Here is a 23,972-nt window from a genome sequence, read left to right as displayed (position 1 = left end):
ATTTGAATTGACTGACTAGCTCGCTAGCGAGTTCTCACTCAGTGCGTCAAACAGGTGGAAAGCATCCAAATCCAAGTAAAGTGTCAGCTCTTTCACATCCACTTCAGCGGCTTGGGTCTCAACCATCAGCGGTTGACCGCCGATTTCTGTTTTCAGAAGAATGCTCGCGCCTAGCAATTCCTTGTCTTTGATTTTCACAGGGAATGGCAGTACGCGATCGTGATCCACTTGCTCGGCACGTAAGTGAATATCTGTTGGACGAACACCAAAATGCAGCGCTAGGTTTTTAGATGCTAGAGACTTAAAGCGCTCTGGCAGTGGGATATGAACATCGCCAAGTTCAACGAAGTATTCGCCTTCTTTTTCAATCAGCTTAGCTTCCAACATGTTCATTGACGGGTTACCAATGAATTGCGCGACAAACTTGTTAGCTGGGCGTTGGAACACCTCAGTTGGTGTGCCCACTTGAGCAACATAACCGTCTTTCAGAATCACGATGCGGTCTGCTAGCGTCATCGCTTCGATCTGGTCGTGTGTAACGTAGATCGTGGTCGTTTTCAGCTCGCGGTGTAGGTGTTTGATCTCTTCACGCATCACGCCACGAAGTTTTGCATCTAGGTTAGATAGCGGCTCATCAAACAGGAACACTTTCGGAGTACGAACCATCGCGCGGCCCATAGCTACACGCTGACGCTGACCACCAGAAAGCTCTTTTGGCTTACGGTTCAGTAGTGGATCAAGCTCTAGCATTTTTGCCGCTTTTAGTACTTCTACGTCGATTTCTGCTTTCGGCATGCCTTTCAGTTTTAGTGCAAAGGCGATGTTCTCGTAAACCGTCATGTGTGGATACAGCGCGTAGCTTTGGAATACCATCGCTAAGTCACGGTCTTTTGCATCAACCTTGTTCATCACTTTGCCACCAACCACGATGTCACCAGAACTGATGCTTTCTAGGCCTGCAAGCATGCGAAGGGTAGTCGACTTACCACAGCCAGATGGGCCAAGGAAAACCACGAATTCACCGTCTTCAACCGTAAAATCAAACTCTTTAACCACTTCAACATCACCGAATGATTTCTTGATGTTTTTGAATTCTACTTTAGCCATTATCTGTTCTCCTCAGCGCGCTCTTGAAGCATGTTTCGGTACGCAATTGCGCTCTGTTTCAGTGTTCTTTCTTGGGTGGTGTAATCAACATGGACGATGCCAAAGCGTTGGCAGTAGCCGAATGCCCACTCGAAGTTATCCATTAAACTCCACGCAAAGTAGCCATCGACTTTCACACCGGCTTCAACTGCGTTGTGAACCGCTTCAATGTGGCCTTGGAAGTAACGAACACGTTGGTCATCCATCACTTGTCCGTTAACACGCTCGTCGTTACCTGCTGCACCGTTCTCTGTAATGTAGATAGGCGGCATGTTTTCGTAACGAGCATCCAGCCTTACCAATAAATCGGTTAAACCTTGTGGGTTAATTTCCCAACCGATGTAAGTGTGTTCAGCGTCAGTCTGTTTTACTGATTCAATGTCGCCGTTCTCGTTGAAGCGAGCGACATTGCGTGTGTAGTAATTGATACCGATGTAATCAACAGGAGCACTAATGATGTCTAGATCGCCTTCTAGAATCATTGGCATGTTCATCGCTTGGCGCTCGACAACCAGCTGTGGGTATTCACCTTTCATTACAGGGTCGATGAACCAGTGGTAATTCTCAGCTTCGCAGTAATCTGCTGCGCCTTGATCTTGTGGTGTTAATGGGTAAGCCGGCGTCGCGTTAAATACCACGCCATGCTTAGCATGAGGCGCATTCTTACGAAGAATCGGCATCGCTAAACCGTGTGCCAACATTAGGTGGTGAGAAGCTAAGTAGCCCTCTTTCTCACCCTTGATGCCTGGCGCATGCTCGCCCCAACGGTAGCCTAGGAATGCAGACACAAACGGTTCGTTCAGCGTTGTGTAAACATCAATCTTGTCGCCAAAGTAGTTACTCACCACTTCTGCGTATTCTGCGAACTTGTAAGACGTTTCACGGTTCAGCCAACCACCTTTATCTTCAAGGTATTGCGGCAGATCCCAGTGATAAAGCGTTACGTAAACCTTCATGCCACGAGCATGGCACTCATCGATGATCTGCTCATAAAACTCTAGGCCTTGCTGATTCACCACACCGTCTTGCGGCAGGATACGTGGCCAAGCAATGGACAGGCGGTAAGCATCAACACCTAAGCCTTGAATCATCTCGATATCTTGTTGCCACAAGTGGTAGTGGTCGCACGCCACATCACCATTGTCGCCGTTATCTACCTTACCCGGCTTCTTACAAAACGTGTCCCAGATAGACGGTGTACGACCGCCCTCTTCAACGCCGCCTTCAATTTGGTATGAAGATGTCGCGACACCGAATACAAATTCCTTACTGCGTAACTTTGAATCACTTGGAAGTTGAAATTTATTCATTGTTATAACCCTTAAACCTAACCTTTAACTGCGCCGGACGTTAAACCACTGATCATCTGTTTCGATGCGAACAGGTATGTAATCACGAGTGGTAAAATAGAAATTGTGGTACCTAGCATTACCGCGCCCCATGGCGTATTCGGAATACCTTGAACACTTCGTAGTGCTTGTGTGATGACGTAATTGTCTGGGTTGTTCAGTACCACTAGAGGCTGCATAAACATGTTCCAGAAGAAAACGAACTGCACGATAGCAAGTGTTGCTAGTGCTGGTTTCATCAGTGGCAGTACCACACTCCAATACGTTCTGAACTCCCCCGCACCATCTAACTTCGCCGCTTCTAACAGCTCTTTAGGAATCGATGCAATCACGTGCTGACGCATCAAGAAGATACCAAATGGCGTGGTTGTGAACGGTAGCCATACCGCCATGTGGTTATCCAGCAAGCCTAAGAATTTCACGATCATGAAGTAAGGGATCAAGCTAAGCACTGGCGGAATTGCCATTGAGCCAACCAACATGCCGAACAACACGTTCTTACCGCGGAACTTAAACACGGCAAATGCGTAGCCACCCATGCTACAAAACAGCAGCGAGATGGTAGTGCCTAAGAAAGCCACGTAAATCGAGTTAAACATCGCTTTCCAAAACGGCATGATTTCCAGCAGTTTTGCGTAGTTCACCATTAGGCTATCGCCAATCGCAAAGCTGATGCCCGAACCGAAGATTTCCGAACGGTCACGTGTTGAAAGCAGAGCTGACCACACAAACGGGAACACCGTAATGATTGCGGAAACAATCAGTAATATGCCGAGCATGACCATCAAGATCTTAGTCATGATGTACATGGTGCGTTCGCTTGGCATTAGGCCACTTAGTGGTGAGGTATTTGTCTTAATTGATGTCGACATCTTAATGTTCCCCTAAGCCTTTCTTACCGAAGAATAAAAATTGAACCAAAGTACAAGACGCGATCAGTGCAAACAGAAGCCATGAAATTGCTGACGCTGTGCCCATTTCTAACCATTCCCAACCCACTTTGTAGAGGTACATAGAGATAGTTAAACCAGATTGACCCGTACCACCTGTACCACGCGTTAGAACGAACGGTTCTTCAAACATTTGCAGGTTACCGATGATGGTCATGGTGATTGCAAAGAAGATGAATGGACGAATCATTGGTAGTGAGATGTTCCAGAAGCGGCGGAAGGCATTGGCACCATCCATACGTGCAGCTTCTAAAATGTCTTTAGGAATCGTCATTAAACCTGTGGTGTAAAGGACGATGTTAAAACCGGTGTATTTCCAGAAAACCATGATCGCGATAGACGGCTTCACCATAGTGGCATCGTCTAACCAGCGGATTGGTTGAAAATCGTTAACCCAAGCAAATGCCCAACCAAACAGTGTGCTATCAGCCAGTGCCATCAGCGTTTGGTTAATGATTCCTGAGTTAGGAGAGTACATATTGAAGAAAATCAGTGACGCTGCGACCGTTGATGTGATGAACGGTAGAAAGTACGCCGATGTTAGCCAGTGACGCATACGGTCACCCATTGAAACCAACATGTAAGCCACTGGAATAGCAACTAAATGCTGAGCCACACCCGATGTGATTGCTAGCCACAATGTGTTCTTTAATGAACGCCATAGCCACGGGTCAGTCAAGGCAATGTGATAGTTCTCAAAACCAACGAACTGCATTGCGTCCATGCCCTGTACTGGGTTCCATTCGTGGAACGACAGGTAAACAGAGAACAACAGCGGGAAGATCCCAAATACAGAAAAAATGATCAGAAACGGCAGAAGAAATCCATACGGTGTAAGCGCTTTCAAATTTAGACGAGAAAAAAAGCTTGGCTCCGAAGGTTCTATCGTTGTGCTCGCTGTATGATTCATAGTAACGACCTCTTAAAAAAGGAAGCGCGTTATCCACGCTTCCTCACTTACTCAAAGTAATAACAAATTAAAGATTACGCGTACGACGCTTGATTAGGCGCTCTGCCTCTTTCAATGCAGTCTCGATGTCCTTGCCTTCATCAAGTACTTCCATCAATGCGTTCTCTAAAATTATAGAGCGTGCTACGTGGTCGCCTTGAGCTGGAGATACTGGTTTGATGTTCTGTGCCACTTCAGCAAACAGCAGACGCGCTTTCTGTCCACCTAGGAACTCCATCTCTTCTTGGAAAAGCTCATCGTCATATGTCGTTACGTTCGCAGGGAAAGCCGCAATCGTTTCGAAGTGCTTAAGTTGAACATCACGGTCAGTCGTCATGTATTCAATAAGTGCCCATGCTTCATCTGGGTTGTCAGATTGAGTTGGAATCGATAGGAATGAACCACCCCAGCTGCCGTAAATGCCATCAGGTAGGTTTTCTACTGCCCACTTACCTTTGGTTTCAGGAGCGATCCAGTTGTTTAGGTGACCAAGTAGCCAAGCGCCAGAAAGTTGAGTTGCAAATGTGCCGTTGCGGAAGCCCTCGTACCATTCGTTAGACCAAGCCAAAATACGGCCATCTAAGCCTTTGTCGCGAATCTCTTTTGCTACTTCAAAAGCGTGAACAAAACGCTCAGATGTCACAACTGGGTTGCCATCTTTATCGAAGTAAAGACCTTCGCCTTCAGGAACTGTTGTGAAGATGATCGCTTGTGCCACGTCGGCTGCTGAAGCGATAAGTTGTACATTTTGCTCTTTCAGTTTTTCACCCGCAGCGATGTATGAATCCCAATCTTTGATTGCGTCTTCTACATTGATTCCCGCTTTTTCAAACACGTCGGTACGGTAGTACATAACACCTGGACCAAGATCGACAGGGATGCCGTACATGTCGCCGTCAGCGCCTTTGCCTTGTGCCCATGCGTAAGGTGCGAATCGTTCTTCGTATTTATCTGCACCGTAGTTTTCAGACAGGTTAACTAGGCCACCAGAGCCAACGAACGGACCGATTTTCTCAACGTCCACAACAATCACATCACCCGCACCTGAGCCAGTTGCTAAGTTAGTGGTTAGTTTTGTGTGGTGGTCACCATGGTTGTTCATAAGGTAATCAACTTTGATCCCTGTTTCCTTTTCGAAATCAGGCAGTAATACCTTCAGGCTGCTATCGAAATCAGGGAAACCGTCGAAACGAATCTCTTTGTCAGCCGCGTTCACAGCTGTAGTACCTAATCCTAAAGCAACCGCGCATGAAAGCGCCAAGGTCTTAAATTTCATGTTCTATCCTTAATATTTTTATAGGGTAACGAGTAAATCCGATACCGAGTTTCTAGTGACCAACGTCGGCAGCAATTTAAAGTTCACGTCATGTTTGATTTTTTTTAGCTTTTGTAGAGTGAGCTGCACTGCTTCGATGCTCATCTCTTCAATGGGGAAATTAATGGTGGTCAAACTAGGGGTCAGATAACGCGCGAAGATGGTGTTATCGAAGCCGACAAGAGAAACGTCTCTCGGAACAGACAGTCCCTCTTTATGCAAAACTTCGAATGCGCCAAATGCCATGTGATCGTTTGAAGCAAATACCGCCGTAAAGTGGCATTTTCTATTTATCAACTTCTTCATGGCGCTGATGCCAGTCTCTTCAGTAAATCCCGCCTCAGAGACTAAAGCTTCATCGTATGGCACACCGGCTTCTTCCAGTGCCTTGCGATAACCCTGCAAACGCCCCCTAGCATCTGCTTTATCTAAAGGCCCGGTAATACACGCGATATCTGTATGTCCCTTTTGCAAAAGATATTGAGTAGCGAGTAGCCCCCCGACTTCGTTATCAATATCAATGCAACTCATCGCCATTTCTGGGATGAAGCGGTTAATCAAAACCACAGGGGTCCCCTGTTCTTCCAATTCAATTAAATAGTCATCACTGAGCAGTTGAGTATGAAGAATCAAAGCATCGACACGACGCCCCAACAGAAACTCCACAGACTCGCGCTGCCCTTGTTCGGTGTTCGAACCCGCTGTAACCACAGCGTGGTAACCAAAGCGGCGTAGGTTTTCCTCTATGCAATGCAAGATGCCTGAATAGAAAGACCCGCCCAGTTCTGGAACAACAACACCCACACTTCCGGTACGACTTGAAGCCAAAGCCTGAGCGATAGAGTTCGGGCGATAACCCAATTCTTTGATCGCTTTTTCAACCTTTAACTTCTTGTCGTGACTCACTCTACTGGTGCCATTGATAACCCTAGACACTGTCGCTTGAGACACTCCTGCATGTTCTGATACGTGTTTAATTGTTGCCACTCGAACCTCGATACTTCATTAGCTTGTAACCGCTTACAAAACGATTATTAAGAAATTACGTTTTAGTTAAAGTGAGTGTCATCACACTAAACTTGGAGTTAAAAAGGCCAGTTATTGAAATCATGAAAGCGCTTACAGATTCACTTCGTCCCATGAAACTGTTTCATGGGATCATGAATCCATAGTTAGTCAGTTTTGTTAAAGCCCTTAACTCCATGAAGGAGTTTCAATATACCTATTGGCGTATCAAATACGATTGATATCTAGCATTATCACCACCTAAAATATTGATATATAAGGGTCAAGATACAAATTAGTCATTGCGATCACTAGGGATAAAGCAGGGTACGCGAGGTAAGTTAAAATAATATGAAAAGAGGTATTGAAGACCTCATGGAGAATAGATGAGAGGTAATCCCAAATGATAGAACAGATATTCAGGATGAAAAAAGGGCACATAAAATGTGCCCAAGAATGGAGTTAATTGAAACGTGCCCTAATCAATCTGCCTTTAGGGCTAAAATGGACAGTATTACGTGCTCTTAATAAGCATAGGTATTTCAACGTATGCTCTTTCTATCTGTTGATTACCACCATGCTTCAAACATTGCACCGAATGACAGGGTATCTACGTTACCATTGTCTTTTGGAGCGCCTTTAGTTTCTACGTCACCCACTGTTGTGTAGAAGCGAAGCATTGGACGGCTCCAAGGTAAGCCACCTAGAGAAACGTTTTGAGAAAGTGTTACTTTCCACGCGTTCTCTTCACCGTCGTCATCGTAGTCAACCATGCCGTAGCCCGCTTCTAACCAAGTAGAATGAACATCATTCCATTGATACTGTGGACGAACGATACCCGCGTATTCGGTGTTGTCGCGAGTTAAATCTGCACCAGAGTTGTCTTTGTACGACACTAGGTAATCAATGATGAATTTATCCGATGCTGCGTAGTTACCTTCAATACTTGCGTAGAAAGTTTTATAGTCGCCTTTCAACTCAAATACCGATGAATCTGCACCGTCACCATATTTCACTATTAATCGATTGGAATCGCCTAAGCCTAACGTCGCACCCACTAAGTAAGCCGTTTCATCACTGACTTTAGTACCAGGTGTTACCACTTTTTTCGTTAAACCTGTATCTTGATCGATTACGTACTCAGTAGAGCTTGCTGTATCAGCTTCATCAGAAGCAAAACCGTAGTTCGCGTAGAAATCTAGGTTACCAATACCTGCATCAATACTGTGCAGTTTCGCTGTCACCGCGTATCGACCATTGTCATTTACGAGGCCGCCTTTCACTTGACCGACAAAGCCCATGTCTAGCTTAGCGCCACCGAAATCTAAGTTGTTAAAGCCTGCACCTTGACCATCATGTGTCATCCAGAAATAATCGTTCAAACCTTGTTGCGGACGTTGGTGGAAGTCACGACCAGCCCACATATAAAGTTCTGGTTGGCTCTCAAATACGTTGGTTACACCAGCGTACATTTTTTTCATGCTTAAGCCGCCGTCGTCAGCCCAAGCGTCTGCCTCCCAGTGGTCTGCCATGAATACAACGTCCCAAATCGCACCATTGTCAGCTTCGAAAAGTTTAGCTAGCTGAACCTCACCACCATTGGCTTCGTTACCTAAACGACCGACAGAACGACCTGTTGTACCTATGTCTACGTAACGTTCATCACCGCTCTTGTAGTGAGCGCCGTAACGAGCATAACCAGAGAAGACAATGCCTTCTGGAACCTTAGTTTCTGCAGTTAAAACCGCGGGTTGTTGATCGTTAACATAATCAATATCAACAACCTTAGATTCTAACTCTTGGATCCGTTTTTCTAGTGCTTCGATATTAGTATCAGCAGCAAAAGAAGAGAGTGAAGCAAGCGAAGCCGCCACTGCGACCGTTATTGGCAAAAGCTTAAATTTTTGCATTGTATTTCCCTATTATTTTTTTGAGTTTTCATCGGACAGGGAAATATTAAGCAATGAAAGCGTTGAAAAGTTAGTTGCTGTTCACACTGATAAATCAGCCCAAATGCCATGAAACTTTTAGAGTTATCACCAGATATGGTTATCTATTTACAATCAGATAGATAGACGTAGAAATTTGTAATAATACAGCTTGAAATCGCTTTCATTTCATCAGTAATGGTGGCGGCTATCACGGAAAAGGGTGTGGTGAAATTAGGGAAATATGGTGCAGTTATGATTGGTTTTCACAAATATGAAAAACCTCAAAATCTAAGGTAGATTTTGAGGTCTCTTAGTCTGAGTCAAATACCTAATGATCTAAAATCAAGTATTGGCTAAAGTGAATCTAGAGACTCTATTCCCATATTGAACAGAGTAAATGCGTAGATATCAGCAGTGAGTTCAATCGCTTTGCTCAGCGGCATACCGGCACCGTGGCCAGCATTAACATCGATACGAATCATCACGGGCGCACCGCCTTCATGCTTATCTTGTAGCTCTGAGATGAACTTATAAGAGTGAGCTGGCACTACGCGGTCATCGTGATCAGCGGTGGTAACCAATGTTGCAGGGTAATCGACGCCACGTACCACATTGTGAACTGGCGAATAGCCAAGCAGATATTCGAACATCTCTTTACTTTGTGCTGACGTACCAAAATCGTACGCCCAGCCTTCACCAGACGTGAAGGTGTGATAACGCAACATGTCCAACACACCAACCGCAGGTAAAGCCACTTGGAACAGCTCAGGCCTTTGTGTCATACAAGCGCCTACAAGCAAGCCTCCGTTAGAACCGCCGCGAATCGCTAGCTTGTCGCTACTGGTGTAGTTTTCTGCGATTAAGAACTCGGCTGCGGCAATGAAGTCGTCAAACACATTTTGCTTTTTCTGCTGAGTGCCCGCTTTGTGCCACGCCTTGCCGTATTCGCCACCACCACGTAAGTTCGGCACCGCATATACGCCACCCAGTTCTAGCCAACTGCCCACCGTACCCGAGAAAGAAGGCGTTAGGCTGACATTGAAACCACCATAGGCGTACAACATGGTTGGGTTATTGCCATCTAACACTAATCCCTTCTTATAAGAGATAAGCATCGGAACCTGAGTACCATCCTTCGAGGTATAGAAGACTTGTTTAGACTCAAATTGCTCCGACTCAAACGGAGACTCAGAGCGTTGGTAAATTTCAGAACTGCCTGATTCAACATCAAAAGAGAAAATGGTTGGCGGCGTAACATAGTTGGTGAAGGTGTAATAAAGCTCGGTTTGCTCTTTTTTACCACCTAAGCCACTGGCCGTTCCCAGCCCAGGCAAATGAATTTCACGAACGAGGTTGCCTTGGTAATCCAACTGCTCAATTTTCGACACCACATCCACCATATAGTGGGCAAACAAGTAACCACCACCAGTGCTGATGTCTAATGGCTGTGGCTTTTCCGGAATGATATCGAGCCACTGTTGATTGCGAGTATCAAAGCTCACCACCTTGCCGTTTGGCGCATCGAGATTGGTGTATAAGATGAAGACTTCGTCTTGGTTATCAATGAGGTAAGTATCGCTATCCACATGATCAATCAGCGTATTCAGTGATTGTTCCTCTGAACCTAAATCGATATAGAACAGTCTGTTACCCGATGTCGACTCTCGACCTAGGATGAGCAAGTAACGGTCGTCTTCGGTGGTGTAACCCGACACATAGCGGTGTTGCTCGGCGTTGTTCGCACCAAAAATCACTTTGTCGCTGGCTTGCTCGGTACCCAGTTCATGGAAGTAGAGTTTGTGTTGTTCGGTACGCGCAGAAAGCAGGCTGCCGTCTGGCTTATCGTAACTAGAGTAATAAAAGCCGCGATTACCTAACCAAGAAATGCCGGTAAACTTCGCATCGGTGATTTCGGCTTCAAGCTGCTTTTTAGTCTCAGTATCAATCACAAAGATCTTACGCCAGTCACTACCACCCTCTGAAATGCTGTATGCCACTAGGCTGTAGTCTTTCGAAAATGAGACTGAGCCTAGTGATGTGGTGCCATCTTCCGAGAAGGTATTCGGATCTAGGAATACTTCCATCGGCTGACCTTCTTTCTGACGATAGAGAATACTGTGATTCTGCAAACCATCGTTCTTATAGAAGTAGGTGTAATCACCTCGCACAAACGGCTGTGAGCTCTTTTTGTAGTCTTGCGCTTTCGCTAATCGCTCTCGCAGTTCTGTGCGATACGGGATTTGAGCAAGGTAATCGAATGTGACTGCATTTTGGCTCGCCACCCACTGCGCGGTTTCGTCACTTCTGTCGTCTTCTAACCAACGATATGGGTCTTCGATTATCTGACCAAAATAGTCATCGCTGACGATCTGTTTGTTGGTGATTGGATATTGATACTCTTTTAAATAGCTCATCGTGATCCTTATTAAAAATAATGTGAAATCGTCAGGTAACGCGTTCTGATGTGTTCAATCAATAACTTAATCTTGTTTGGCGGCTGGCGAGTAAAGGGGTACACCGCATAAATACCGAGCTTTTTACCCACCAAATCTGGAAAGATGTCCACCAGCTGGCCGTTACGAATGTCGTGATAAACCAGACAACGCGGTACGTACGCCACACCATGGCCACCCAGCGCCGCTTTTCTTAATGCCGTCGCGTTGTCGGTAGAAAATGAACCCGAGACACGCACGATGTATTTGTCGTTGTCAGTACAGCCATCTTTACTGTGCAGGAACTGCCACTCGCTGGCACCCGTTGTTTGATAGGCATATTGCAAGCAATTGTGCTGCACTAAATCTTTAGGCAGCATCGGTTTGCCGTTTTTAGCAATATAAGATGGCGAAGCGCACACCACCCATTGTGAATCCAATATATGACGAGCGATCAAGCTAGAATCTTCTAGGTAGCCCGTACGAATCACCAAGTCGAGACCATCCTCAACCAGATCGACAAAGCGATTGTTCAGAGACATATCGACCGTTAAACCTGGGTGCATATTACAAAACTCGGCTACGGCGTCTGCAAGTATCAAATCTCCGGAGATAGTAGGCACTGACATTTTGATATGACCACTGACATTTTCACCAAAGCCTGAAACTGCATCCATAGCCTCTTGAGCCGCCTGCTTCACATTTTTGGCGCTATGTAGCATTGCCTTACCTGCCTCGGTCAGGGTCAATTTACGCGTGGTTCGATACAATAATTGCACGCCAATCTCTTCTTCTAAACGTGCAATTCTTTTACTAACTACCGAATTTGTAAGGTTATTTTGCTCTGCAACCTTACTAAAACTGCCCAATTCTACGACCTGTGAAAACAGGATCAAATCGTCTGCTCGCATTTGATTATGCCAATTTTGGAATTAATTATTTTCATTATTTCCCTATATCAATAAAAAATAAAGGGGTAAATTCACGCCAAATTAACAAAACAATTACAAAAACAGCTTTTGCAATCACATCGGTTACAAATAAAGCGACTCTAATTACAACAATTGAATCCTCGAGATTCAGATTACACCTACAAAACTAATGACGTGTTATTCACTTCAAACATGAACGTTTGAAAACAAGTACGAGGAAGTACCCATGAGTGAAACTCTACTAGCATTATTGGCCTTTTCGCCAATAGTTGTTGCAGCGATTCTGCTGGTTGGCCTTAACTGGCCTGCAAAAAAAGCGATGCCAGTGGCATTTGCATTAACCGTTGCTATCGCCCTATTCGCATGGGATATGTCTAGCACTCGCGTGCTGGCTTCAGTATTCCAAGGCTTCGGCATTACCGTATCGGTTCTCTGGATTGTGTTTGGCGCCATCTTCTTATTAAACACTTTGAAACACACCGGAGCTATCACCACCATCCGCAACGGCTTTACTGATATATCAGCAGACCGTCGTGTGCAAGCGATCATCATTGCTTGGTGTTTTGGTTCATTCATTGAAGGTGCATCCGGCTTCGGCACACCCGCTGCAATCGCCGCTCCATTGTTGGTTGCAATTGGCTTCCCAGCATTAGCTGCGGTACTGATGGGCATGATGATTCAATCTACGCCGGTATCGTTCGGCGCGGTTGGTACACCTATCATCGTTGGCGTAAACAAAGGTTTGGATACGCACAACATCGGTGAAAGCTTGATTGCCAATGGTTCAACATGGGACGCTTACCTACAACAAATCACGTCAAGTGTTGCGATCATCCACGCCTGTGTTGGTGTGATGATTCCTGTATTGATGGCGATGATGCTGACTCGCTTCTTCGGTAAGAACAAAAGCTGGACTGAAGGTCTTGATATCCTGCCATTCGCACTGTTCGCAGGTGCCGCTTTCACCATTCCTTACGCACTAACGGGTGTTTTCCTCGGTGCTGAGTTCCCATCGCTGATTGGTGGTTTGGTTGGCCTTGCTATTGTTGTAACAGCAGCAAAACGTGGCTTCCTAGTACCTAAATCAAAATGGGATTTCGAAAGCGAAGACAAGTGGCCAGCTGAATGGCTAGGTTCTTTGAAAATTGACCTTGATGACAACAATCAAGGCCATAAGAAGATGAGCATGGCGATGGCATGGGCACCTTACGTGCTGCTCGCTGTAACTCTGGTTGCTAGCCGCGTGAGCCCTGAGTTCAAAGGGCTACTGAAGAGCGTTAGCCTTTCATTCAGCAACATCCTTGGCGAGACAGGCGTAAGCACAGCGATTCAACCTTTGTATCTACCGGGCGGCATCTTAGTCTTTGTCGCGCTAGTTGCGGTTCTAATGCAATCTCGCAGCGCAACGCCACTGGCTAAAGCTTTTGGTGAATCAAGTAAAACACTGATTGGTGCAGGATTTGTGTTGGTGTTCACCATCCCAATGGTACGTATCTTCATTAACTCTGGTGTGAACGGTGCAGATTTAGCAAGTATGCCAGTAACCACGGCAAACTTCGCAGCTGACCTCGTTGGAAGCGCATTCCCAGCATTGAGTGCAACGGTTGGTGCGTTAGGTGCCTTCATTGCAGGTTCGAACACTGTTTCAAACATGATGTTCAGCCAGTTCCAATTCGAAGTAGCGCAAACTCTGACTATCTCTAGTGCTGTGGTTGTCGCTCTGCAAGCTGTTGGTGCAGCAGCAGGTAACATGATTGCGATTCACAACGTGGTAGCGGCATCAGCAACCGTTGGCTTGCTAGGACGCGAAGGTGCAACCCTACGTAAGACAATCATTCCAACGTTCTACTACTTGGTGATGACAGGCATCATCGGCCTAGTGGTTATCTACGGATTCAAGATGACAGACGCACTTATGTAAACCATAAGTCGTTCCAAAAGCACTTGGCGTTAATACTCAATTCCCCGACAGCGACACCGTCTAATAAGACAGTTGATGAGTTCCGGGATGGATACTAGAGCACATCAACACCCTCGAGTATTAACGCCATTTTCCCGCTTTGCAGTTACACAGCTTATTTGCTTCATAGATTCGTTGCTTCAAAGCTTAGTTGTTTCAAAGCTTAAGAAAGACAAAACACTGACTCTCAGAATTAAAGCAGCCCAAACCAAGCTCTCATAGAAGGGCAACATCCCAAGAATTTAGGACTGAAATTATGATCATATCCGCATCGACTGATTACCGCGCCGCAGCAAAAGCGAAATTACCACCGTTCCTTTTTCACTACATTGATGGCGGTTCTTACGGAGAACATACCCTACGCCGCAACACGGCTGACCTCGCTGAGATTGCGCTAAAGCAACGTGTACTCAACGATATGTCGGATCTCAATTTGGAAACCGAGTTGTTTGGCGAGAAGCTAGCGATGCCAATCGCACTGGCTCCTGTGGGTTTAACAGGCATGTACGCGCGACGTGGTGAAGTTCAAGCAGCCAAAGCTGCCGACAACAAAGGCATCCCTTTTACCATGTCGACAGTATCGGTGTGCCCGATTGAAGAAGTAGCACCCAAGATTGAGCGCCCAATGTGGTTCCAGCTCTACGTACTTAAAGATCGTGGTTTCATGAAGAACGTTCTTGAGCGCGCAAAAGCAGCAGGCGTGACCACCTTAGTTTTCACCGTTGATATGCCCGTACCCGGTGCTCGCTACCGTGATATGCATTCCGGAATGAGCGGTCCAAACGCCGCTGTTCGTCGGGTATTCCAATCTATGCGTCATCCTAGTTGGGCTGTGGATGTTGGCTTGTTGGGTAAACCACATGACCTAGGCAACATCTCAACTTATCGTGGTTCTCCCACCAAACTGGAAGATTACATCGGTTGGCTGGGCGATAACTTCGACCCGTCAATTTCATGGAAAGACCTAGAGTGGATCCGTGATTTCTGGGATGGCCCAATGGTCATCAAAGGCATTCTTGATGAAGAAGATGCAAAAGATGCCGTGAGATTTGGCGCAGACGGCATTGTGGTATCAAACCACGGCGGCCGCCAGCTTGATGGCGTGCTATCAAGTGCTAAAGCACTGCCTGCAATTGCAGACGCAGTCAAAGGCGACACCAAGATTCTGGTCGACTCTGGTATTCGTACTGGCTTGGATGTGGTTCGCATGATGGCATTAGGCGCAGATTGCACCTTGCTTGGCCGTTCTTTCGTTTACGCATTAGCAGCGCAAGGACAAGCAGGTGTTGAAAACCTACTCGACCTTTACGACAAAGAGATGCGCGTTGCGATGACATTAACAGGCGCTAAGACAATCAAAGACTTAACTCGTGAATCTTTGGTGGGGCTAGACTAAATCTCCATGACTAAGATTCAGACTCATGCTTTGGTCTACTTAGGCTGAAGTTCAATCGGTGTCACAGCAATTCCACTGTCGTTGTGACACCGTTTAAGCACTGGAAAGTAAAACAAAAAACAAAAAACAAATCAGTGCCAAATAAGAAGCACAAGGAAGCAAAGATGGAGACAAACACATCCCATGAGCGAGTAGTAGATGCCAAAGCTTATCAACAGCTTGAAGCAATACTGGCTCAAAAAATAGAAACGGAACGCATTGTCACGCAAGAGGCGAAGCGCTTGGCTTACGGCACCGATGCGAGTTTTTATCGCTTGGTGCCGAAAATGGTTCTAAGGCTTAAAGACTTAGACGAAGTGATATTCACGATTCAAAGCTGTCGTGAACTCGGTATTCATTTTACCTTTCGCGCGGCAGGCACCAGCCTTTCAGGGCAAGCGGTTTCAGACTCGGTACTCATCACCCTGACCGACGACTGGCGCGGCCATGAGATTGTCGATAACGGCAATCAAATCATCCTTCAACCCGGTGTAATTGGCGCTGATGCCAATAAATATCTTGCCCCTTTCCAACGTAAAATCGGCCCAGACCCGGCTTCCATCAACACCTGTAAAATCGGCGGTATTGCGGCGAACAACGCCAGTGGCATGTGTTGTGGTACTGCGCAGAACTCCTATCGCACCGTCGAGAGCATGAAAGTTGTATTGAGCGATGGCACCCTGCTCGATACCGCAGACAATGCTAGCGTTGAGGCATTCAAGCAATCACACAAAACGCTGTTTGATGGCATTGTTGAACTGCACCGTCAAACCAGCTCGAATAAAGAACTCGCCGACAGAATCCGCCACAAGTACCGCCTCAAAAACACCACGGGCTACGCACTCAATGCATTGGTCGATTACCACGACCCAATCGAAATCATTAAACACCTGATGATAGGCTCCGAAGGCACACTAGGCTTCATCGCCGAGATCACTTACAACACGGTGATTGAACACCCAAATAAAGCCTCAGCTCTGTTGGTGTTCGCCGACATCGAGCAAGCTAGTAAAGCCGTAACTACCCTATCAAAAACGCCAGTTGCTGCTGTTGAGTTAATGGATGGCAGAGCGCTACGTTCTGTCGCGGATAAACCGGGTATGCCTACGTTTATGCCAAACTTGGATTTAGAAGCGGCCGCTATTCTGGTTGAATCACACGCCAGCTCCCAGCAGGACTTAGATTTACAATGTAAATCAATTTTGGATGCATTAACTGATTACACGATTGTTGAATCTGTCCCTTTCACGTCCGATCCCAAAACTGTCGCGACGCTTTGGGGCATCCGTAAAGGCATGTTCCCTGCAGTTGGCGCTGTGCGTGAAGTCGGCACGACAGTCATCATTGAAGATGTTGCTTTCCCAGTAGAGAACCTTGCGAACGGTATTCGAGAGCTCCAAGAGCTGTTTGATAAATACGACTACAGCGAGGCGATCATTTTCGGCCACGCCCTAGAAGGCAACCTGCACTTTGTATTTACTCAAGGCTTTGACAGCCAAGAAGAGATCGACCGTTACGGCGGATTCATGGATGACGTAGCCGAGCTCGTCGCCGTGAAATATCAAGGTTCCCTGAAAGCGGAACACGGCACAGGCCGTAACATGGCACCGTACGTCGAGTTGGAATGGGGCAAAGATGGTTACACCTTGATGCAACAAATCAAAGCACTGTTTGACCCAGAAAGACTGCTCAACCCCGGCGTTATTATCAACGACAATCCAAACTCCCACATCACCGACCTAAAACCGATGCCTGCTGCCGACGACCTTGTTGACCGCTGTATTGAGTGTGGATTCTGTGAGCCTGTTTGCCCGTCTCGCACACTGACCTTATCACCTCGCCAACGTATTGTGTTGTACCGAGAGCTACAACGCCGCCGAGAAGCAGGGGAAGAGATAGAAGCTAGCGAACTAGAGAAAACCTTTGAATACCAAGGCATCGATACCTGCGCGGCAACTGGCCTGTGTGCCGAGCGTTGTCCGGTAGGCATTAACACCGGCGACTTAGTGAAGAAGCTTCGTGTTGCCAAATATGAGAAGTTCACACCAATCGCTAAGTGGACAGCAGATCATTTCTCGACCACCACTAAGCTGACCAAGGCAGGGCTCAAAACCAATCAAGTAGCGAGCAAAGTACTAGGCGCGAATACGGTCGGCAAGCTCACCAATGGCTTGCGCTCAATGACCAAAGGCGCAACACCAGTTTGGATGCCTGAGATGCCGCAATCCAACAGCCACTCACTCACAGCTTCAACAATGACAGCCGAAACATCGAATAACACTAAGAAGGTGGTTTACCTCCCTTCGTGTGCCAGTCGAACCATGGGGCAACAGAGCGATGCGGGAGATCAACGCCCTCTTACTGAAGTGACCATGTCTCTACTTAACAAGGCGGGGTTCGAGGTAATTCTGCCGAAGAAATTAGATGACCAATGTTGTGGTATGCCTTACGACAGCAAAGGCATGACCGACCTAGCCCAATCTAAAGCACAACAGCTAGAAGAAGTGTTGTGGCAAGCGAGTCGTCAGGGTGAATACCCAGTATTAATGGACACTAGTCCATGTGCCAAGCGCAGTATTGAGCAGTTCACCAAGCCATTAGAAGTGCTAGAACCGACAGGGTTTGTGAATCAATATTTGCTTGAACACCTGACCCTTGAACCACTGCAAGAAACCGTAATGCTGCATGTCACTTGTAGCTCTCGCCGAATGGGTTTAGAAGGTGCAATGTTAAACCTTGCTCAAGCCTGTACCGAAGAAGTGATTGTTCCAGAGCATATACAATGTTGTGGTTGGGCAGGTGACAAAGGCTTTACTACGCCAGAGTTGAATGAGGCAGCTGTGCATCCACTTAAGGAACAAGTACCGAGCAACTGTACTCGTGGTTTCAGTAACAGCCGAACCTGTGAGATCGGTTTATCACATCACAGTGGCATTCCGTATCAATCAATCTTGTACTTGGTGGACGAAGTGGCGCAGTAGCTCCATTCATACTGCGAGCGACATGCTCTAGCTTAAAACGAAAAATGGCAGCCCAACTAGGCTGCCATTTCTTTGTTCAATTTAAATATGATGTTGAGCTAGATGTTATTGAGCTTACAGTTAGAGAGCTAAGCGCATCAACTTTTCTGGCGAGTAGTGTTCAGCTTCTGCGCCTTTGGCGATCAGGTCAATCACTTGGAACTCGCTCATATCACCAAACTCTTTGGTCAAATAATCACGAAACGCTTTCTCATTTGGCCATTTACCTCGCACGATATAGCCATCTTCTTTGTCAAAATCTTCCGTTTCAAAGAAAGAAAAGTCAGTCATACCAATATTGTGGCAATACAAAACGAGATACATGTTGAATCCTTTACACTTAACTAGGGTCTATTGAACTTTCGAGCAGTTCTACAAGCAGGCTTAAGGTTACATCATATTCAGCTAATCGAAAACTTAAGCCCTCTTCCTTCTTCGTTAATCATCAAACATCATGTTGATGGCAACGCCCAATAAGATCAGCCCAATAATAGGCCCCATGACAGCCAGTGGTGCACGCTCAATGTATGGCAAGTTCTCTGCAATCATCAAACCCCATTCCGGTGTTGGTGGTTTTGCCCCTAACCCGATGAAGCTCAACGAAGTCAGGCTTAGAGTGATTACAGGAAGCCTCAACAAGGCGTGCCTTAGCAACGGCGGTAACACATACGGAAGCAAATAGAAGCGGAAGATTCTCAGCTTACTAGTACCCCACAATGGCGCGAGGTGCGTATAAGGTTGAGCCTTGGCTTCCACAATTAAACTAGAGCAGTGCGCCGCTAATGGCGCCCAAGATACCAATACAATCGCGATTAATGCGCTGTTCGGATTCATCCCTGTTAAGCCCGCAACCAAGAGGCCAGCAATGATGTAAGGAATGCCCTTAGTGATCTCGATAAGGCCTTGGCTAAAACGAGTATTGAAGCCCATGATGATGCCCGTCACCAAGCTCAGGAACGTTGCCAGAATGCCCGCTTGGAAGGTCGCGACCATACCAGAACCGATTCTCGCTAACAGGTCTCGCCCGATGCCGTCTGCACCCAAAGGCGCTTGCCAGCTCGGTGATGCCAAGCGCGCGAATTGGCTGGTGTATGGGTCTCGGAATACCGCCCATACCACGATAGCAATTAGGAATGAGAAGATTGCAAAAGCAGTGACACGTTTAGCGCGGCTCTGCGTAAAACGAAACGAAGAGTGACTACTGATGAGCTTGCCGCTTTTCAGGCTGTGGCCTAGAATCAACTGCTGAACAAACAGGCTGATGCTACTTACTGCAATCGAAAACAGCAGCAATACCAGTAAGCCGCCTTGTAACATCGGCAGATCTTGCGCCTTTGCAGCACCAAGAATCATGCGCCCGATACCCGGAATCGAGAAGATAAGCTCAACCGCGACTGCGCCACCAGTTAAACCAATCACGATCATCGCGATTTGTGGGATCAAGCTGCTCAGCGCTCTTTTCAGCGCAAAGCGAATAATTTGATTGGAGTGAACGTTGGCACTGAGCCAAGTGATCACCCAAGGTTCATTAAGAACGCGTTGTAAACTGTCTCTGAGTAGACGACTAAACAGGCCGCTAGCAGGCAGTGCGAGCGCTAAACTCGGTAGCCAAATGTCTTGCCAGCCTTGCCAACCATACGGTGGTAACCAACCTAACCAGATTGAGAATACCAGTATTAATACCGAGGCCACCACGTACTCTGGCAAGGATATTAATACGGTGCTTAAACTGCTGTAACTCTGCCCTAATTTGCCCTTCTTCCAACTGCGTAAGGTAGCCAGTAAGCCAGCACCGCACAGTACGAAAGTCATCACCAATGCGCTCGACATCAAAAACAGAGATGTAGACGCTGTTTTTTGAATGCCTAATGCAACCGAAGAGCCATCAATCCAAGATTTACCTAGATCACCGGAAAAGGCACTTCCTATCCAGTCGATCAAGCGCTCGCTTGCCGAACGGTCAAGCTGAAGATCAGCACGTACCGCCGCTAAAGCTTCAGGCGTAAGCAGGTGTTGTTGCCCCGCTCTCGCACGCAGAATGGATTGGCTTGGGTCGATACCTGCAATGTCAGGCATCAAGCCAACAAGAATCACCACCACGATCAGTGAGGCGATTCTTGATAGCCAAGGCGTCAAGATAAATAAGGTTCGACGCAGAGTCTCAGCAGATAGCATTTATTTAGTTAACCTGTGTTGCCGCGTTAACTTGGGTCGTTTGATCAACCAAGCGACGTTCACTTGGGTCACGAACTACATTGCTTACACGCTCGCTTTCACCTTGAATCACACGTTCGTGAAGCAATGGAATAGCAGCGAAGTCGTTGAGGATTTTTTGCTCAGCTTCGATGATCGCTTGCTGACGCAGCGCACCTAATGGTTGTAGGTCAGCGTGAGTCAGTGCTTGGTCGACTTCTTGAGAGCAGAATTGACCAAGGTTGAATGAGCCCTTACAGCCAAAATCACTCATCATGTATGCCACTGGGTCACCAGAATCTAGAACGGTTGCACGAGAAAGGATGAACGCGTCAAACTTACCTGACAGTGCATCGTTTTCAATCTGAGCGTATTCACGGATATCCAGCTCAACTTTGAAACCAGCCGCTTCAAGTTGTTGTTTAAGTAGTGCTGCCACTTCTGGAAGCTCAGCACGGTCGGTAAAGGTACCGATAACAATGCTTTCACCATTTGCTTTTAGCGTTTTATCTACTGCTTGACCTTCAGGTCGAATCGGCTCAGCCCAAGCAAGTGCAGGACCTAGTAGGCCTTGCGCGATATCCGCGTGGTTTTCATAAACAGTATTCACGATTTGCTCACGGTCTACTGCAGCAGCCGCGACTTTACGTAGTTCAATATCGCTAAATACGCCTGACTTATTGTTCAGGTAAAGCGTGTTGGTACGAGGCATTGCTACTTCGTAAAGCAGGTTCGAATCAATGGTCGCGATTTGTGAAACTGGCACAGCTTCAACAATGTCAGCCGTACCGGTTCTTAGAGCTGCAGCACGAGCAAAACCGTTAGGAACGTATTCTGCAATTACAGATTCAACTTGCGCTTTTTCACCCCAGTAACCATCGAAACGTTTTAGTTTCGCGCTAGTTGTACCGTTGATTTCAGTCAACTCAAACGGACCTGTACCTGCACCCATTGGACTAACTCGACCATCTTCTTGGTACGCGCTTGCTGCAAGAATCGCTAATTGAGGGCTTGATAAACGGCTTGGTAAAAGAGGGTCATCAAAGCTAGTTTTGATCTCTACGCGGTAGTTGTCCATCGCTTTCACTTCTAGCTCTACACCATCTAGGATGCGTGGCTTAGGTGCCGCTTCTAGAGCTTTCTGTAGAGAGTTCACAACAGACTCTGCTGTTAATGTAGAGCCATCGTGGAATTTAACACCTTGGCGAACCGTGAATTGCCATATCAGAGGCTCTACCTGTTTCCAATCCGTTGCCAGCATTGGCTCAGCTTCTGAAGTTGGGCTCAGGTTCACTAGCGTTTCAGCCGTGCTCCAACGCGATAGTTTGAACGCGTCATCAGAAAGTGGCGATAGACCTGTTCTTGGTGGCTGCATCATCGCAACACGAATTTCAGATTTGACCGCCGCATCGCTCGACTCTGGTTGAGAGTCAAAACAGCCCGTCAAAGGCAAGGCCAGCGCTAGAGCGCAAGCCAGTTTGATTGAATTAAAACGCATAGTTATTTTTCTCTGTAAGCTGTGCTTCGTTGATAAACTGTATTTTGTTAATAAGCTGTATTTCGTAATAAATAAGGTTGTATTAACAAGTAGATTTCGAAAGAGGCTGAGATTGAATCAGCAACTGAGTCACGGGATGAGCAGGTACGCTCATCACTTGAGGTGTCGGTCCATGCTCGACCATCTCGCCATGGTCAAGAACCAGAATTTCTTCACAAAGCGCTTGTGCTGCGCCTAGGTCGTGTGTCACCAAAATAAGGCGCATATCACGCTTCTTTTTCAATGAATTCAATAAATCGAGTAGCCTCTGGCGATTCACCGGATCTAGGCTACTGGTTGGCTCATCGGCAACTAATACTGCGGGTCTAACGACAAGTGCCCGAGCAATGGCCACACGTTGAGCTTGACCCGTAGAAAGCTGATTAGGCTTTAGTGATAACAAAGTGGCAGGTAAGCCCACGTCCAACAGCGTCTCTTTAATAATGCTTTCATGGTTACCAGAAACATCTAGGTTGCTTAGCGGCTCAGCTAAGATCTGTCGAACGGTGTAGTAAGGGTTAAGACTAGTGTGTGGCTCTTGTGGCACCAACTGGATCAAGCGACACACAGCTGCTTGCGCTTTGCTATTGCGAATAGGCAGCGAATGACCAAACAAGCTGATGCTACCGAGAGTTGGCGCTTTCAAACCAAACAGCAGTTCAATCAGCGTAGATTTACCGGCACCAGAACGCCCAACAATAGCCAGGCTTTTGTCTTCAACATTGAGGTCGATGTTCTGTAGCGCTTTGAACGCCTTACCACCCAACCAACTTGGCACTGAGTAATAATGAACCCCGACATTCTCGAACTTAATCTCAATCGGTGTTTGTGTTTCTGAATCAATCACAGGCATTGACGGTGAGACTTCTGAATTTAGTGATAAGGTCGAGCTCATTCGATTAGGTCTCTCAATGAACAGCAGAAAGCGTGAGAGCTCGATTCTAGCGCGTGTTTCGGTGCACCATAAGCCACCACACCGCCATCATCTATCACCAATAACTTGTCACACGCCAAGGCACTGTGCAGGTCATGGGTAATAAGCAAACCACCAATTTGGCGTTGCTTTACATTGTCTCGAATCAGCTTAAGTATCTCTTGCTCTGTTACCGGATCTAACGCGCTAGTCGGTTCATCTGCAATGATGATATCGGCGTTACTCAACAAGCCAATCGCAATACACACTCGTTGACGTTGTCCTCCAGAGATTTGGCTCGGATACAACGGCAAGATGGTTTCTGGGTTTGGGAACCCTAATTGCACCAACAGTTCAGTGAGCTTGGTTTTGTCTTGTGATTTAAGCTTAGTGCGAGTCCCCGTCAATGCCAAACTGAGTTGGCCTTCAATAGAAACAAGAGGGTTTAACGCTTGAAGTGCATCTTGAAAGATAACCGCTGGCCTTTGTGCTGCCGTTCGTTGCAACATCGGCAAACCACACACAGCCTCACCAGATAAAGAGATATGACCTTCAGCCTCAACCGTTTCTGGCATAAAGCCCGCGATCGCACGTGAAAGCATCGACTTACCAATGCCTGAAGGACCCATGATCGCCAACAGTTCTCCTCGATACACATCGAAGTGGATATCTTGGAAAAGTGTTCTTGAAGAGGTTTTGATCGTTAGTCGGTCAACAGACAATAATGGGGCGTTCACGCAGATACTCATAGATAGATGTTATAACATAACAACTTTATCATTTAGCTGAAGTGATGAAAAGAGAACATTGAACCGTATCGCATTTTATTTGCTATTTAATTGACCAGTTTTCGTTAGGGCGAGTTGACCTTTCGAGCTGATTTTTACAGATACAAAAAAGCGCCC

17 protein-coding genes are annotated in these 23,972 nt (G+C 46.7%); 3 read left to right on the top strand and 14 right to left on the bottom strand.

Going from position 1 to position 23,972, the window contains the following annotated elements; genetic code table 11:
- Positions 1–15 precede the first annotated feature (15 nt).
- The 9 genes from OCV44_RS17855 to OCV44_RS17815 form a co-directional block, all read right to left on the bottom strand.
- Positions 16–1,107 (bottom strand): ABC transporter ATP-binding protein, encoded by a 1,092-nt coding sequence (locus OCV44_RS17855; protein WP_008216689.1) that lies wholly within the window; start codon positions 1,105–1,107, stop codon positions 16–18.
- On the bottom strand, positions 1,107–2,456 hold the full coding sequence (locus OCV44_RS17850; RefSeq protein ID WP_139683555.1) for a GH1 family beta-glucosidase: 1,350 nt from the start codon (positions 2,454–2,456) through the stop codon (positions 1,107–1,109). The genes OCV44_RS17855 and OCV44_RS17850 overlap by 1 nt, the downstream gene beginning before the upstream one ends.
- Positions 2,457–2,473: 17 nt before the next feature.
- On the bottom strand, positions 2,474–3,322 hold the full coding sequence (locus OCV44_RS17845; RefSeq protein ID WP_017061568.1) for a carbohydrate ABC transporter permease: 849 nt from the start codon (positions 3,320–3,322) through the stop codon (positions 2,474–2,476).
- 46 nt (positions 3,323–3,368) lie between these two features.
- On the bottom strand, positions 3,369–4,355 hold the full coding sequence (locus OCV44_RS17840) for a carbohydrate ABC transporter permease (RefSeq protein WP_008216694.1): 987 nt from the start codon (positions 4,353–4,355) through the stop codon (positions 3,369–3,371).
- A 67-nt stretch (positions 4,356–4,422) separates the two neighbouring features.
- Positions 4,423–5,670 carry an ABC transporter substrate-binding protein gene (locus OCV44_RS17835; protein WP_017631102.1) on the bottom strand — a complete coding sequence of 416 codons (1,248 nt, stop codon included), beginning with the start codon at positions 5,668–5,670 and terminating at the stop codon, positions 4,423–4,425.
- Between the two features lie 18 nt (positions 5,671–5,688).
- Positions 5,689–6,696 carry a LacI family DNA-binding transcriptional regulator gene (locus OCV44_RS17830; protein ID WP_017068575.1) on the bottom strand — a complete coding sequence of 336 codons (1,008 nt, stop codon included), beginning with the start codon at positions 6,694–6,696 and terminating at the stop codon, positions 5,689–5,691.
- A gap of 587 nt (positions 6,697–7,283) precedes the next feature.
- Positions 7,284–8,624, bottom strand: a complete 1,341-nt coding sequence (locus OCV44_RS17825; RefSeq protein WP_139683556.1) for a carbohydrate porin — start codon at positions 8,622–8,624, stop codon at positions 7,284–7,286.
- 374 nt (positions 8,625–8,998) lie between these two features.
- The gene (locus OCV44_RS17820; RefSeq protein WP_139683557.1) at positions 8,999–11,059 is read right to left on the bottom strand and encodes a prolyl oligopeptidase family serine peptidase; all 2,061 of its coding nucleotides are present in this window, start codon (positions 11,057–11,059) and stop codon (positions 8,999–9,001) included.
- Between the two features lie 11 nt (positions 11,060–11,070).
- Positions 11,071–11,988, bottom strand: a complete 918-nt coding sequence (locus OCV44_RS17815; RefSeq protein ID WP_061015771.1) for a LysR family transcriptional regulator — start codon at positions 11,986–11,988, stop codon at positions 11,071–11,073.
- A 247-nt stretch (positions 11,989–12,235) separates the two neighbouring features.
- On the opposite strand from OCV44_RS17815, the gene OCV44_RS17810 reads away from it, so the two are divergent.
- The 3 genes from OCV44_RS17810 to OCV44_RS17800 all read left to right on the top strand — a co-directional run bounded on the left by OCV44_RS17810 (position 12,236) and on the right by OCV44_RS17800 (position 18,385).
- Positions 12,236–13,930 (top strand): L-lactate permease, encoded by a 1,695-nt coding sequence (locus tag OCV44_RS17810; RefSeq protein WP_017071915.1) that lies wholly within the window; start codon positions 12,236–12,238, stop codon positions 13,928–13,930.
- A 295-nt stretch (positions 13,931–14,225) separates the two neighbouring features.
- Positions 14,226–15,365, top strand: coding sequence for an FMN-dependent L-lactate dehydrogenase LldD (lldD, locus tag OCV44_RS17805; RefSeq protein WP_102478988.1), 1,140 nt, complete (start codon positions 14,226–14,228; stop codon positions 15,363–15,365).
- Positions 15,366–15,529: 164 nt separating this feature from the next.
- On the top strand, positions 15,530–18,385 hold the full coding sequence (locus OCV44_RS17800) for an FAD-binding and (Fe-S)-binding domain-containing protein (RefSeq protein ID WP_139683558.1): 2,856 nt from the start codon (positions 15,530–15,532) through the stop codon (positions 18,383–18,385).
- 120 nt (positions 18,386–18,505) lie between these two features.
- Here OCV44_RS17800 and OCV44_RS17795 read toward each other — a convergent pair whose 3' ends face one another.
- The 5 genes from OCV44_RS17795 to OCV44_RS17775 all read right to left on the bottom strand — a co-directional run bounded on the left by OCV44_RS17795 (position 18,506) and on the right by OCV44_RS17775 (position 23,804).
- Positions 18,506–18,748 carry a hypothetical protein gene (locus OCV44_RS17795; RefSeq protein WP_139683559.1) on the bottom strand — a complete coding sequence of 81 codons (243 nt, stop codon included), beginning with the start codon at positions 18,746–18,748 and terminating at the stop codon, positions 18,506–18,508.
- Positions 18,749–18,862: 114 nt separating this feature from the next.
- Complete coding sequence (locus OCV44_RS17790; protein WP_139683560.1) at positions 18,863–20,599, bottom strand: ABC transporter permease subunit; 1,737 nt, start codon at positions 20,597–20,599, stop codon at positions 18,863–18,865.
- A 4-nt stretch (positions 20,600–20,603) separates the two neighbouring features.
- A complete protein-coding gene (locus OCV44_RS17785) occupies positions 20,604–22,115 on the bottom strand; it encodes an ABC transporter substrate-binding protein (RefSeq protein ID WP_139683561.1) in 1,512 nt (503 codons plus the stop codon).
- Between the two features lie 82 nt (positions 22,116–22,197).
- Entirely contained in the window at positions 22,198–23,049 is an 852-nt protein-coding gene (locus OCV44_RS17780) for an ABC transporter ATP-binding protein (protein WP_139683562.1), read from the bottom strand.
- Complete coding sequence (locus tag OCV44_RS17775) at positions 23,046–23,804, bottom strand: ATP-binding cassette domain-containing protein (protein WP_019820142.1); 759 nt, start codon at positions 23,802–23,804, stop codon at positions 23,046–23,048. Before OCV44_RS17775 ends, OCV44_RS17780 begins: the two co-directional genes overlap by 4 nt.
- Positions 23,805–23,972 lie beyond the last annotated feature (168 nt).

It is taken from the genome of Vibrio tasmaniensis (assembly GCF_024347635.1).
GTDB classification, from domain to species: domain Bacteria; phylum Pseudomonadota; class Gammaproteobacteria; order Enterobacterales; family Vibrionaceae; genus Vibrio; species Vibrio tasmaniensis.
The sequence above is the reverse complement of the archived record's forward strand: the minus strand, read 5'-3'. Positions and strand labels throughout refer to the sequence as shown.